A 13,354-nucleotide genomic window follows, 5' to 3' on the forward strand; every position below is an offset into this window, starting at 1 on the left:
AAACCCGGTGTCTGGATTGGTATTCCTCCCACGGGACTATGACGCTCCACCCCAACAGCCGGCACACGCCCGTTCTTTCAGGGTCCATGGAAATCATTCGACTGGTCGGTGACTTTGCTGAAACCCTGGGAGCCGCGCGGGACCTCTCACGTCTCGGGAACCCGATTGTGAGGACACTCTCGCAACATACTCGCCTGCAAGAAGCGGCAGTATGGATACGAGAGTCCGAAGACGGCCAGTATCGTCTCCTCGCATCCCATGGACACAGCGATTTCTCATCACTACCGCCGGCGTTGACCAGCGATCACCCCCTCGTCACAGGTCTTTCAGGGAAGCCATATATGTTTCATGACGACCACAAACCGTCTTCTCCGGTTGGCCTGGCCATGACGGCGGTCCGTGCAACCCTCTGTCTCGCGTTACGGAACAAGGGACGGCTCCTCGGGCTGTGCACCCTGGGGCCAGTCAACACGGATACGCGCCTCGATGAAGACGCCATGGTCCTCGGCGAAACGATCGCGCGTATCGCAGGCAACAGCCTCGATCACCTCCTGACACAAAACGACCTCCGTCGCTCCTCCACCTTGATGAGACGGACAGACCGACTACGTTCTTTGGAAATCATGGCCGGCGGGTTTGCTCATGAAATCCGCAATCCGCTCACCTCCATCAAGACTTTTGTCCAACTGGCCCCCCAGCGGCAGCAGGATCCGGTCTTCATCAACGAGTTCAGCAAACTGGCCCTAGAAGACATTCACCGCATCGAACGCCTGCTCCATGAGATTCTCGACTATGCCAGCTACATGACCCCTCACCCCACTGAAGTCGACCTGAACGAACTCGTCGCCTCCTGCATCGGCTTCGTCTCGTCGAGCGCGGCGCACCGTGGCATTCAATTACAGACTCACCTGGCGCCTCAGCTCCCTCCACTCTCGCTTGATCGACAACAAATCAAGCAAGTCCTGTTGAATCTGCTGCTGAATGCCCTGGATGCGATGCCGAACGGCCACGGGATCATTCAAATCCATACGCATCTTCTGTCGCAAGCCGGCAACCCACCGTGGGTGCAATTGCAGGTCAAGGACGAAGGATGCGGTATCCCGCCCGATCACCTGGAACATATTTTTGATCCTTTTTTCAGCACGAAACATTCCAATAGCGCCAGTGACGGAGCCGGACTCGGGCTGACTACCGCACATCAGATTGTCCGGGAACATGGCGGCGCCATCACGGTTGAAAGCCGCGTGGGAGCGGGCTCCACATTCTCCGTGAATCTTCCGGTTCAGGATACATGCCCCACAGTGTCAGCAGCACGGGAGTAACATGAAAAAACGAGTACTACTTGTCGATGATGAGCCGCGTGTCCGGGCCTCGCTGAGAACGGTGCTGGAACCAACGTACGAGATCCTCGAAGCGGCGGATGCGGCCGAGGGCCTCAGACGTTTCAAACACGATGCCCCCGATCTGGTTCTCCTGGATGTCATCCTCCCGGGAACGGACGGGCTATCCGCCCTCCAGACGATGCGAACCGAGAATCGAGCCGTCCCGGTGATTATGTTGACAGGGACCAAAGCCGTTAAAACAGCCGTCGATGCGATGAAGCTCGGGGCCGCCGACTATCTGTCCAAACCGTTCGACGTCGACGAACTTCAAATTGTCATCGAACGAACGCTGGGCAAGCAGGAGTTGGAGCAGGAAGTCCGTCAATTGCGCGCCCAGGTTGTGCAACGGTATGCCTTCCATAACCTCATCGGCAAAAGCCCCTCCATGCAGGAAATTTACGCCAAAATCGAACAGGTGGCCGATAGTCGCACCACCGTGCTGGTCACCGGCGAGAGCGGAACCGGAAAAGAACTGGTCGCCAAAGCGATTCACTACAACAGCGCCAGGCGGGAACGCCCATTCATCGCACTCAATTGCGCAGCCTTGCCTGAAACGCTCATCGAAAGCGAGTTGTTCGGCCATGAGAAAGGGTCGTTCACCGATGCCACGGCACGACGAGTGGGCCAGTTCGAATTGGCGCACACGGGCACGCTGTTTCTGGACGAAATCGGCGACCTTAGTCCGGCCACGCAGGCGAAGCTCTTGCGGGTGTTGCAGGAACGGGAATTTACGAGGGTCGGCGGAGTGCAATCCATCAAGGTCGATGTCCGGATCGTCGCTGCGACCAACAAAAACCTCGATGAGATGGTCAGAAAAAATCTGTTCCGCGAGGACCTGTATTACCGTATCAACGTCATTGCGCTCTACCTCCCGCCGTTGCGCGAACGAGGGGAAGACATTGCGCTTCTGGCCAAGCACTTTCTCTCAAAACGCATCGAAGAAGAAAAACGTCCGTCCCAGGAATTCACCAAAGACGCGCTCGAATTGATTTCACATTATCCGTGGCCTGGGAACGTGCGCGAGATGGAAAACATCATCGAACAGGCATTCATCTGGTCGAAAGGCTCCCCGGTCATCACACCCGAGCATTTGCCGAACATCTTGCGAACGGATACCCGCTCGTCGTCGCTCCGGGATGACACACTCGCGGGGCGATTATCGCTGGAAAAGGCCGTCATGGAGTTCGAACGCGAAATCATTCTGGATGCGCTCAAGCGAACGACATACGTACAAACTCATGCGGCCGCCATGCTGGGCATCAGCCGTCGCATGCTGAAGTATCGCATGGACACATTGGGAATCAGCAGGCCGGACACCGGAGGACAGGCCGAGACTCAAATGCCTCAGGAATGACACACCCTGACACACAAGCCTCTGCACATGTCTCATATTTTTTTGAGTACGAGCCCCACGCATCAAACTTCTTGTGGCCTGAAGTAGAGAGACCTGCTATAAATTGCCAAGTGATGTATCCGTACGCGGCACAGGTTTTGCGTTTCGTCTTTCCTGAAGTTCGCAATGCACCCGGGAGCGCTCTGGATGGGAACTCAGGCATCAGCTGAACAGATCAGCGTAAAACCGTCGGTCCTCGTCGTCGATGATGAAACAGGCCCGCGAGACGCGCTGAAAGTTATTCTTCGCCCCTTCTTCACCATCCACTCCGCTGACACCGCCAAATCCGCCCTCCGGGTTCTGAAGGACCAGCACATCGACCTCATCACGCTGGATCAGAAATTACCCGACCGCCAGGGTATCGACCTGCTGCAGGACATCAAGCAGGATTACGCAGACATCGAAGTCATCATCATTACGGGATACGGCAGCCTGAAGTCTGCCATGGAAGGCATCCGGCACGGGGCGGCCGGCTATCTGCTCAAGCCCTTCAACGTCACCGAACTCATCACGCTGATCAACCAGACCTTGGAGAAAAAGCAGCGGCTCGACTATTTGCGATCGTTTTTAAAAACTTCGACCGCCTTGTGGGGCAACGAACAGGAAGCAGCGCAAGCGTGGAAGGATCTGCAATCGAACTATTTCGCGATCGGCAATGCCTCAACTGAAGCACAGAGAAGTGCGGCGGACGTCACGGCGCTCATTCCATTATTATCCGATTTGCTCGAAGCCAAGGACCGGCAACTCCTCAACCATTGCAGCCGAGTCAGTTTCTATGCGTCGCTTCTGGCCAACCAGCTGACACTCCCGCTGCCGGACCAGAAGGCCTTGGCGCTGGGAGCCTTTCTCCATGATATCGGCAAGATCAGCCTCGCCAATTACAAGTATTCGGCGGATGACGATGAAAGCCTGAAAGCCAGCACTCATGCGAGAGACTGTTTCGAAGCGGGAGCCCGGATGCTGTTACCGCTCGGGTTTCAAGCGGAGGTCGGGCAAATCGTGGTCTATCATCAGGAACGCTTCGACGGTGTGGGCAATCCACACGGCCTCGAAGGCGAAGGCATCCCGCTTCTGGCACGTATCGTCGCCATCGCCCAGGCATTCGACAACCTGACGGTAGACATGCCTGGACACCAGCCGACATCCATCGATGAGGCGATTCGACAGATCCTTCTGCAAGCCGATACCCACTTCGACCCCAGACTGACAGAGCTCTTTGCCCAAGTGGTGCGGGAGTGCAAGTCTTCTCTGCCGGCCCTGGCGATCGCCAAAACCTCGCCCACAAACTGACCCTGCCGTTACCGCCGATCCTTCGCGCTCGCAATCATTTCAGCCGCCGCCGCGCGCGCATTCTTGGTCACCGTGACTCCGGCCAACATCCGCGCAACTTCTTGTTCCTGTTCGTCCAGGCTCAGCTGGCGAACCTGCGTGACTGTTCGATTGTGCCGAACCTGCTTTTCCACCAGATAATGCGCATGCGCCTGAGACCCCACCTGCGGAAGATGCGTGACGCACAACACCTGATGGTGCCGGCTGAGATCCCTGAGCCGCGCGCCCATCACCTCGGCAACCGCTCCCCCGACACCGGCATCCACTTCATCAAAAATCAGGACAGGCACTCGATCGCTCTCAGCCAAAATGGTTTTCAACGCCAGCATGACCCGCGAAAGTTCTCCCCCCGAGGCCACCCGAGCCAGCGGCCTGAGCGGCTCTCCGGGATTTGCTGAAAACATAAACTCGACCGTATCCTGCCCCGTCTGACCAAAGGGCGCATCACCAGACAGGCGCGAGACCTCCACCGCAAAGCGCGTCCGCTCCATCCGGAGCGCCGACAATTCCTTCATCACCTGAGCCATGAATTTCTTGGCGGCCTCAAGCCGCTTGCGAGACAGACGCCCGGCAATGTCGAGCAGGCTGGATCGTCCCTGCTCGACCGCGCGCGTCAGCTGCTGCAGGCGAGTTTCCGCATCGTCCAATTGAGAGAGTTGAGCGCGCAGGGAATCCTGCAAGGTCAGCACGGCATCGAGCGAACCGCCATACTTCTTGATGAGGCGATGCAACCGGTCCAGCCGCTGTTCGATCTCCAACAACCGGCCAGGATTGGCCTCCACGCGATCACGGTAGCGGCGAACTTGTTCAGCCAGGTCCCTCAAAGGGACGACCGCTTCATCCACAGTCCTGGCCCATTCGAGCGTCGTGGCGTCGATCGACTCCATTTTTGATGCGAGCTTCCGCGCACCAGCCAGTAGACTCAAGACTCCTTGGTCGCCGGCATAGAGCATCTCATGGAGTTGGTCCGACAATTCTCCGAGTTGCTGGCTGTGCATCAACCGCGGACGCTCCTGCTCGAGCCGCGCATCTTCACCCGCCTCGATCCCCGCATCTGCAATCTCCTGGAATTGAAACCGCAGGAGATCCTCCCGCTCCCGCCGCTGCGCGATGTGTGCGGTCAGCGTCTCTAGTTCGGCCACCCGGTCCTGCCACTGCCGATAGGCACGCTGATATTCCTGCCGAAGCACGTGAAGTTTTCCGAATGCGTCCAACGCGTCCATCTGAGCTGACGGCGACAACAGCGACTGCTGTTCGTGTTGTCCGTGCACGTCGACCAATGCGCCGCCCAGTTCCTCCAAAAGATGGACAGGGCAGAGACTGCCGTTCAGATACGTCCTGTTGCGGCCCGTACGTGAGATGACTCGTCGAATGAGAATGTCCGTCTCGCCGGCGCGCGCAAATCCTTTGTTGTGCAACAACTCAAGGAGAGGATGATTCGGCGTTAGCAAAAATGCCGCTTCAAGCTCGGCTTCTTCGGCCTGGGCACGAACGTGATCGGCAGACGCGCGTCCTCCGACGAGGAGAGTGACGGCATCGATGAGGAGGGATTTTCCGGCGCCGGTTTCACCGGTAAACACCATGAAACCGGCGCCAAAGGTAACGGCTAGCTGCTCGATGACACCAAAATTCGAGATGCGCAGCTCGGTCAGCATGCTGCTGAGAATGTGGCGCTAGGCAGCGCCGGAATGTTGAGCAAGGAGCGTATCGATGATCTCTTTAAACTGGCGCTTGGGACGCGCGCCGACCAGCCGTTCTACGGCCTGACCATTCTTGAAAAACAGAATGGTTGGAATGCTCATCACTTGATAACGACCGGCGATTTCCGGGTTTTCATCAGTATTGAGTTTACGAACCTTCACTTTGCCCGCATATTCCGTTGCAAGTTCATCAACGATCGGAGCGACCATCTGACAGGGGCCGCACCACACCGCCCAAAAATCCACCATGACCAGTTCGGACGCCTTCATGACATCCTCATCCCACGTTGCATCAGTCGCTTTCAACGCATCGCCTCCCACAATATCCTCCTTCTCTCCACACGTACGGCTGGCTTGTCCACTCCTGAAGCGGCTTCAGGCACAGTTGGTCATCCTATAACATGGTTTTGCGGAGAGTCAAATCACGGCCTCGCCCATTGCCATTGAGGAGGAGCCGCCGACCACCAATCATCCGGTCTTGCCTGCCGCCATGCCGTCTGCACCTGCCACAGCTGTTTGACCAGTGGCTCGTCCAGGCGCGCGGCCATGGCGGCGGTCACGTCGGCCTGTCGCTGCACGGCCTGCTGGATCACCTCTTTGGCAATCCGCGCCAGAACATCCGGCGGATCAAGCAGATCCTCGACTCGCCCCGTGGACAAATTCAGATACAGCTGCTCAACTCGAACCCATTGATCGGTGTTCGCCAAATGTTGCAGATAGCCGTCGAGAGCATGGTACGCATAGGTCAGATAAACATAACTTCGAGCGGACGGCGCATCCTTTACTTCCGCCTGACAGGCCTCCAGCGCCTGGCGGTAGTCCCCGGCCCGGAGGAACACGGCTGCCCGTTCTAAGTGCACTGTCTGTTCTGTGGCGGACAGAGCGGGCGGCCAGATCTCCTGTCCGGCAATCGCCAACAACAGAAGGCCGGTTGCGAGAACAGGACGCCGGCTGCGCCGGATCACGATTACGTGCTTCATTCCGGTCATTCGGGCGAATCTCCTGACGGGTTCCCGGTGGAGATTTCCACCTGAGAGGGTACCTAATAACGACCCATCGGCATCGACTGCACAGGAAGCGCATTTTGCACTCGGCCGTAAGGACCGCCCGGCGCAGCCCATGGCAACCCGCGATCACCCACCAGCAACGGACCCAGGATGGTCCTCGCCACGATCGTTCCGAAGTTTTCCGTCCAGCCGATCCCCGTCATACTGAACATGAAGGAATAACTCTGCCGATCCGGGAATTGCAGGTAGTACAACCCGAGCGACCAGCACTTGCACGGGTTTTGATAGAGCGCCACCACATCGAATTCCGGGCTGCGCCCGCCTTTGACATCGTAATACCCCTTCGCGCCAATGGTCCAGCCCCAGGGCGTCCGGAATCCTCCGCCGGCCGTGGCGAACTGAATTTCCTTGGTGGGCGCATACACCTCGTTGAAGGAAACCGGATTCCAGATATCGCCGCGTCGCACTCGATTCCCGTCATGGCTGAATCGTTGTCCGACCTCAATGTACCAATAATTCGATTGCTGGACCCGGAGGTCCGTATTCCACTGACTGAACGTCCCTCGGTACGGATCCAGAAAGGCATCCACCGACAGATAGGAATTGGTCGGCGGCAACATTTGGCCCGACGTCAGATTCTTTCCAAGCCCCTCGTTGATCCCGGGAGGCCGGAAAAATTCCGGCGCCGTATTGCCGATCACCGCGCGCATCCAGACATCAGACATTTTGCGCCCCTGCACGTCTACCGTCGCAGGCTGCAAGGGCTGTGTCAAGGAACCCAGGAACGGCAACACGCCGGGGGTAAACTCCCGCGCGCGGGTCTGCACCGCCCCCACATGATAGCTTTGCGCGACGGTCAGATCCAGCCAGTTGAAGCTTTGCCCGTTGAGCTGTTGTTCCAATAACTTCGTGCGGAGCGCGTAGGTCAGCAAATTTTTCTTAGGGATGTCATCGATTTGATCAATCTGCGCGATCTTGCTCTGATCGCTTCCCGGCACGTATTCATACATGACGCTCGGTTCGATCGTGTGAAGAAAACTCCCGCCCTCTCCGCCAGTATACCGGCGGCTTAACTTTGACGAAGCATCCAATGCGGCCCAGAACGTCTCGCGATGCAGCGGGCTGGCCTCCTGAATCCCACGCGTGTAATAGAGTTCCTTGAATTTGAAGTGCGGCGTCAGGCCGACCACGTGCCCGATATCCATCACATCAGTGGTCACTCCCGGCATGAAATCCATCCGATTCACCGCAAACCCCTGTTCGCGGTAAAAGTTCACGAAGTTCGTGTCAAGGTTCAGGAGGAACGGCATCCCGAACGGCGACGTGTTCGGCAACACATACCCCACCTCGGGAAGCCGCTGGAACGTGTCGGGGCCGCCGGAGTTCAACGGCTGCAGATACTGGCCCAAGAAATAGGCGCTCCCGTATGGAAGCCGCTGGGTCGCGAGGAGGGAGGATTCACCGCTGGGGGACGCGCGCTGGGTACCGGAGTTACTGAGTTGCTGTAGATACTGCCGGTCCGAGACAAAGGACGCTTGTCCTCTGACCAGTAACGAGTCCGTCACCTGCTGGACATGTTGGCCGCTGATCAACCCGCGCAAACGCCGCTCATCCGAGCTGACCTGATCCACGCCCGACACATTCGGCAGTTTGGTCTGCTGCAGGAAACTTGCAAACCACTGCCCGCTGGATCGCCGATCGAGGTAGTAGCGATAGGTGAAATCGCTGCCGTAGCCGAGGTTGTTGTAGTACGAAGGCGCGATGGTCAGATCCTGGCTGGGGTTGATCGCCCAGAAATACCCCTGCTGATAGTGCAAGCCGAACCGGTTATCGTAGCCGGGCGTAGGGATGAGAAAGCCGCTATGCCGGTTGCTCAGCGGATACGTCAGGGTCGGCACAGGAATGAGCGGCGTATCGTTCGCACAGAGCCACGCGCGCTTCATGCCGATGCTTTCCCCCGCGTTCACATCGAGGTCCTCGAAGGTGAATCGCCAGGCGGGCACTTCGCCCTCCTTCGCATCGCAATTGGTAAACGTGCCTTCCTTGATCCGGTAGTGATCTTCTGAGAGTCTTCGGATGCTCCGGCCGGTGAAAAACGAATTGCTCGGCCGGATAAACATCGAGCCGTTGGCGACGACGCCGCCTTCGGTGTTCACATTCAATTCCAGGCGTTCCGATTTGAGATCGGAGTTCGAATCCCAGAAATGCACGTGGCCCGTCGCGGTCAGCCTGCCGGGCAATGCGTTGATCGTCACGTGGTCGGCAGTCAGCCGTAACGTTCCTTGCGTGACCACCACGGATCCATCCGCCTCGTAGACCTCCTGTTCCTGCAGATGATCGATGCGCTCGGCGGTGACCGTGAGAGGCTGGTTTGCGGGCGAAGCCACGGTCGCAGTTGATTGTCCTCGCGCCAAAGGCGTGAAGAACACCAGCAGACCAATAAGAATGGACAGGCGCAGGATGGACGGGAAACGGCTAATCAGGCGCTTCCAGGGTGAAACCGGATGACGGTCTGGCCCCATCTCAACCACGAACAGGTGAGAGGGAGTCCCCTCGAAGAAGGGCCTTGATCTCGCCGACCAGCATCAAGGAGCCCGTGACACAAATCAGATCGGACGCAGCGGCTGAATGCTTGGCCATGGCCAAGGCATCCGACGGGGTCGGCGCGACCTGCGCGAACGGTGCGTCGTCTTCGAGCAATAGACGGAGTTCCGCCCCGGTCGCGGCGCGCGGCAGATCCGCCTGCGTGAGGATCAGTGTATCGATCAGCGGCAGGAGCGGCGCAAGAAATGCTCGCGGATGTTTATCGCGCATCATCCCCACGATCAGGCTGACGCGCGCCGCAGGCCTCACACGCCGCCACTCGGCCAGATATTCAGCAAGGACCGCCGCAGCGGCGGGATTATGCGCCCCGTCCACCATCACCGTCGGCTCCTGACCGACAATCTCCAACCGGCCTTCCCACACAACCTGCTGCAGGCCGGCACGTACCGCCGTCTCAGACACCGTGACCCCCTTCTCATGAGCGAGTTCGATCAGAGCCAGGGAGCAGGCGAGGTTGTCGATTTGAAATCGACCTTGTAAGGGACAGGTGAGATGCTCAGCCCGCAGCGAGAGCCCGGTGTACCGGCAATCGGCCGGGGAGGCTCCTTCACAACGGAAGTCACGTTCCAGACGAAAGACCGTGGCGCCGACCATCGCCGCGCGGTCCTCGATCACCCGACAGGCCGGCTCGCCGATGCGGCCCAGCACCACCGGTACTCCCGGCTTGATAATTCCCGCCTTCTCCATCGCAATGGCTTCAATCGTGGCCCCCAGATAGGCCTCATGATCGAGTCCGATCGTCGTAATGGCGGCTGCGAGCGGCTCCACGACGTTCGTGGCGTCGAACCGTCCCCCCAAGCCGACTTCGAGCACAACCACATCCACCTGACATTCCGCAAAATAGTGGAAGGCCAGCGCCGTGGTGAACTCAAAAAATGTCGGGGCCAGATCAGGCCGAGAGGCCGTGCGCAACAATTCCACCCCATCGATCACGCGCGACTCGGGGATCATCCCGCCATTGACGCGAATCCGCTCGCGAAAGTCGATCAGGTGCGGCGAGGTATAGAGCCCCACCCGACGGCCGGAGGCCTGCAGGATCGACGCAGCCATCGCGGCAGTCGAGCCCTTTCCGTTTGTCCCGCCGATGTGCAACACCGGATATCGACGATGGGGATCGCCCACCCGCCCGAGCAGGGCGCGAATCGTGTCGAGCCCCAACTTGATCCCGTGCTGTTGCAAGCCATACAGAAATTGCACAGTGGAGGAATAGGTCATCGTGGTCATTCGAGAGACTCACCTAGCATGGTGAAATCGAAGCTTCCATCAGGATGCGCAAAAAGATCCTTCAACAAGGCCGCAGCGAACATGGGGAGAGGCGTACGTTGTTGGTACGTCGAGCCGCCGCGCAGAGCAAGAACGCCGCTGGAGGATCTTGTTGCGCATCCTGCTAGAAATGTCCGACCAGCGTGCTCACCGCCTCTTTCAACTGCTTCCGTTCAACGATCATGTCGATCATCCCGTGGTCGAGCAAAAACTCGGCGCGCTGAAACTGATCCGGCAATTGCTGCTTGATGGTCTGCTCAATGACGCGGGGACCGGCGAATCCGATCAATGCTTTCGGTTCGGCAATGATCACATCACCCAGCATGGCAATACTTGCCGTCACGCCACCGAAGGTCGGGTCGGCCAGTATTGAGATGAAGGGTAGCTTGGCCTCGCCCAATTTCGCGACCGCCGCGGACGTTTTCGCCATTTGCATGAGCGACAGAATGCCCTCCTGCATACGGGCGCCGCCGGAAGCCGTCACGAGGATCAACGGAGTCCGCGCTTCCAAGGCGCGATCGACCGCGCGGCAGATTTTTTCTCCCACCACGGAGCCCATACTACCGCCCATAAACCCGAAATCGAACACGCAGAGCGCCACCTTCCGCCCATTGATGACACCCTGGCCGATGACCATGGCGTCTTTCCGCCCCGTCTTCTCCTGTTGCGCCTTGATCCGGTCTTTATAGGTGCGGGTATCCTGAAACTGCAGCGGGTCCTGCGGCTCCAGCTCGGGGTCCCACTCTTTGAACGTGCCGAGATCGACCAGCAGATTGATGCGTTCAATGACCGAGATGGGAAAATGATAATCGCACTTCGGGCAGACCTTGTTGTTGCGGTCAACCTCTTTGCGATAGACGATCTCCCGGCAATGATTACACTTCAGCCACATTCCCTCCGCCGTTTTCGAGCGTTTGGGGGGCTCTGCTTCCTCGGTTTTGCCTTTTTTAAACCAAGCCATCTGTGCTCACCTATAGTACGAGGGTTTGGCCCTCTTCAAGCGCGGTCAAATGCCGAATGCCGAGTCGTCCGAGCTCCTGCCGAATCTGTGCGCGAAACCGCGGCTTCAAATGGTACGCATAGACCGGCAACTCCGGTCTCGCCATCTTGGCGAACTCCTCAGCCAGCAATGCCGGTGTGAGATGTTTCGCAACCCGTGCCAAGTCGGCCATTTCGTCGGGAAACGAACTTTCGATAAAGGCCGCTTGCAATCCGTGCAGGCCCCCGGCCGCCTGCCAGAGCGCGTCCGTCTGATAGGTGTCGCCGCTAAAAAGAACCGTCCGGGTCCCCTCGCGGAGAAGAAACCCCACCGTCGGCACCACATGGTTCACCGGAATCGGCGTCACCCCCAGCCCGCCGAGCATGGTCTCCTGTCCTGGGGAAAGTTCGCGGGACACGAAAACAGGCCTGGCAGGATTGGGCAGTCGAAAAAAGTCCGGATAGACCGTATCGTTAAAAATGTGCTTGCGCAACCCGTCCAGAACTTCAGGAATCGCCGCGACGACGACCGGCTCTTCGATCTCGCCGACCAAATTGTCGGCCAATGTCGGCAACTCGCGAATGTGATCAAAATGCAGGTGAGTCAGCAGCACCCCCCGGATGCGCCGTTGCTCCTCCAGAAAAAGCCTGGACCCGACCGTTCCGGCATCCACCAGCAGCTCATCATTGATCAGAAAGCCGCAGGTCCCGCACTGAACCGGCCCCGTCTCGCCTGGGATCAGCTGCCCCGACCCATGGCACCCCAACACCCGAACATTCATGGCCGTGGCTTTCCGGACCTGCCCCGGCGTTTCGGCATTCCTTCACAGTCTTGTAGACGAGTCCTCCACACTGGGCGGCAGAATACCATACCTCTGAAAAAGGCGCACACAGATTTACAGAGGTCATTCTTCAACCGGGGCTGGTCAAGAAGAGAGGGAGCCTGCTTGCGCGAGCGCAGGAGACTCGTTGACAAACCGGGTGGCTACGACCAGCCACCGCCCAGGCCGATTCGAACCATCATCACCACACCCAGGCCGATGCTGGCGAGACAGGCGAGTCCCTGCACCATCCAATAGGCGCGTGGTCCGACGGTCACGGAATAGATCACCGGGAGGCTGAGCACCGCCCCGACCCCCGCCATGCCGAGAATGGACCCGACACCGAATACGACAATATAACCGATCCCCTGGCCGATGCCCGTGACCGTGGACAACACCACCAACATCAACGCGGCCGAACCGGCCAGTCCATGCGCCATCCCGATCACCAGGGGCCGCATCGATCCCTGATACCAATGCCCATGGGTGTGATCAGCCCGCACGTGGTGACTATGCAAATGCACGTGCGGCTGCCCCCCATGCTCATGTGTGTGCACATGCCACTGCTCACGATACATCCGGCGAGCCAAGGACAGTCCCAGCGCCACCAGCATCCCTCCGACGGCAAACTCAAACAGGTTCGCCATGGATTCGGGAATCGTGAGGTTCAAGGCCAGCAAGAGGGTCCCGACGCACAATAGCATTAGCGTGTGGCCAAGACCCCAGAACAATCCGATCGCCGTGGACGCCTGTACGGTGGGTCGCTCGGCCAGCACCGTCGAAAGCGCGGCTAGGTGATCCGCGTCCAGGGCATGACGAAGCCCCAGCACGAATCCAAGACTGAGTATGGTCAGGGTATGAGGATCAAACATCACTG

The 13,354-nt window shown here is 58.6% G+C and carries 11 protein-coding genes; 3 read left to right on the forward strand and 8 right to left on the reverse strand.

Translation table 11 applies throughout. The annotated features are described in order from the left end of the window. The first annotated feature begins 38 nt into the window (after positions 1 to 38). The 3 genes from GDA65_08565 (at position 39) to GDA65_08575 (ending at position 4,065) form a co-directional block, all read left to right on the forward strand. Positions 39 to 1,322, forward strand: a complete 1,284-nt coding sequence (locus GDA65_08565; protein ID MBA5862745.1) for a GAF domain-containing protein — start codon at positions 39 to 41, stop codon at positions 1,320 to 1,322. 1 nt (position 1,323) lies between these two features. Next, a complete protein-coding gene (locus tag GDA65_08570; GenBank protein MBA5862746.1) occupies positions 1,324 to 2,736 on the forward strand; it encodes a response regulator in 1,413 nt (470 codons plus the stop codon). A 165-nt stretch (positions 2,737 to 2,901) separates the two neighbouring features. Further along, positions 2,902 to 4,065, forward strand: a complete 1,164-nt coding sequence (locus tag GDA65_08575) for a response regulator (GenBank protein MBA5862747.1) — start codon at positions 2,902 to 2,904, stop codon at positions 4,063 to 4,065. Between the two features lie 8 nt (positions 4,066 to 4,073). Here GDA65_08575 and recN read toward each other — a convergent pair whose 3' ends face one another. The 8 genes from recN to GDA65_08615 form a co-directional block, all read right to left on the reverse strand. Further along, positions 4,074 to 5,759 carry a DNA repair protein RecN gene (gene recN / locus GDA65_08580; GenBank protein ID MBA5862748.1) on the reverse strand — a complete coding sequence of 562 codons (1,686 nt, stop codon included), beginning with the start codon at positions 5,757 to 5,759 and terminating at the stop codon, positions 4,074 to 4,076. 18 nt (positions 5,760 to 5,777) lie between these two features. Beyond that, the gene (trxA, locus tag GDA65_08585; protein ID MBA5862749.1) at positions 5,778 to 6,125 is read right to left on the reverse strand and encodes a thioredoxin; all 348 of its coding nucleotides are present in this window, start codon (positions 6,123 to 6,125) and stop codon (positions 5,778 to 5,780) included. A 101-nt stretch (positions 6,126 to 6,226) separates the two neighbouring features. Continuing rightward, complete coding sequence (locus GDA65_08590; protein ID MBA5862750.1) at positions 6,227 to 6,784, reverse strand: hypothetical protein; 558 nt, start codon at positions 6,782 to 6,784, stop codon at positions 6,227 to 6,229. A 62-nt stretch (positions 6,785 to 6,846) separates the two neighbouring features. Next, positions 6,847 to 9,333 carry an LPS assembly protein LptD gene (gene lptD / locus GDA65_08595; protein ID MBA5862751.1) on the reverse strand — a complete coding sequence of 829 codons (2,487 nt, stop codon included), beginning with the start codon at positions 9,331 to 9,333 and terminating at the stop codon, positions 6,847 to 6,849. Position 9,334: 1 nt separating this feature from the next. After that, the gene (locus tag GDA65_08600; protein MBA5862752.1) at positions 9,335 to 10,639 is read right to left on the reverse strand and encodes a bifunctional folylpolyglutamate synthase/dihydrofolate synthase; all 1,305 of its coding nucleotides are present in this window, start codon (positions 10,637 to 10,639) and stop codon (positions 9,335 to 9,337) included. A 163-nt stretch (positions 10,640 to 10,802) separates the two neighbouring features. Then, entirely contained in the window at positions 10,803 to 11,639 is an 837-nt protein-coding gene (locus GDA65_08605) for an acetyl-CoA carboxylase carboxyltransferase subunit beta (protein ID MBA5862753.1), read from the reverse strand. Positions 11,640 to 11,649: 10 nt separating this feature from the next. Next, positions 11,650 to 12,438, reverse strand: a complete 789-nt coding sequence (locus tag GDA65_08610; GenBank protein MBA5862754.1) for an MBL fold metallo-hydrolase — start codon at positions 12,436 to 12,438, stop codon at positions 11,650 to 11,652. Between the two features lie 203 nt (positions 12,439 to 12,641). Next, complete coding sequence (locus GDA65_08615; GenBank protein ID MBA5862755.1) at positions 12,642 to 13,349, reverse strand: urease accessory protein; 708 nt, start codon at positions 13,347 to 13,349, stop codon at positions 12,642 to 12,644. Between the last annotated feature and the right edge of the window lie 5 nt (positions 13,350 to 13,354).

The organism is Nitrospira sp. CR1.1, assembly GCA_014055465.1.
Classification (GTDB): domain Bacteria; phylum Nitrospirota; class Nitrospiria; order Nitrospirales; family Nitrospiraceae; genus Nitrospira_A.

What these genes read in the sequence shown, in the direction of transcription:
- recN (MBA5862748.1), bottom strand. Translation starts at nt 5,759, where the DNA reads ATGCTGACCGAGCTGCGCATCTCGAATTTTGGTGTCATCGAGCAGCTA.
- GDA65_08605 (MBA5862753.1), bottom strand. Translation starts at nt 11,639, where the DNA reads ATGGCTTGGTTTAAAAAAGGCAAAACCGAGGAAGCAGAGCCCCCCAAA.
- GDA65_08610 (MBA5862754.1), bottom strand. Translation starts at nt 12,438, where the DNA reads ATGAATGTTCGGGTGTTGGGGTGCCATGGGTCGGGGCAGCTGATCCCA.
- GDA65_08575 (MBA5862747.1), top strand. Translation starts at nt 2,902, where the DNA reads ATGCACCCGGGAGCGCTCTGGATGGGAACTCAGGCATCAGCTGAACAG.
- GDA65_08565 (MBA5862745.1), top strand. Translation starts at nt 39, where the DNA reads ATGACGCTCCACCCCAACAGCCGGCACACGCCCGTTCTTTCAGGGTCC.
- GDA65_08570 (MBA5862746.1), top strand. Translation starts at nt 1,324, where the DNA reads ATGAAAAAACGAGTACTACTTGTCGATGATGAGCCGCGTGTCCGGGCC.
- GDA65_08600 (MBA5862752.1), bottom strand. Translation starts at nt 10,639, where the DNA reads ATGACCACGATGACCTATTCCTCCACTGTGCAATTTCTGTATGGCTTG.
- lptD (MBA5862751.1), bottom strand. Translation starts at nt 9,333, where the DNA reads ATGGGGCCAGACCGTCATCCGGTTTCACCCTGGAAGCGCCTGATTAGC.
- GDA65_08590 (MBA5862750.1), bottom strand. Translation starts at nt 6,784, where the DNA reads ATGAAGCACGTAATCGTGATCCGGCGCAGCCGGCGTCCTGTTCTCGCA.
- GDA65_08615 (MBA5862755.1), bottom strand. Translation starts at nt 13,349, where the DNA reads ATGTTTGATCCTCATACCCTGACCATACTCAGTCTTGGATTCGTGCTG.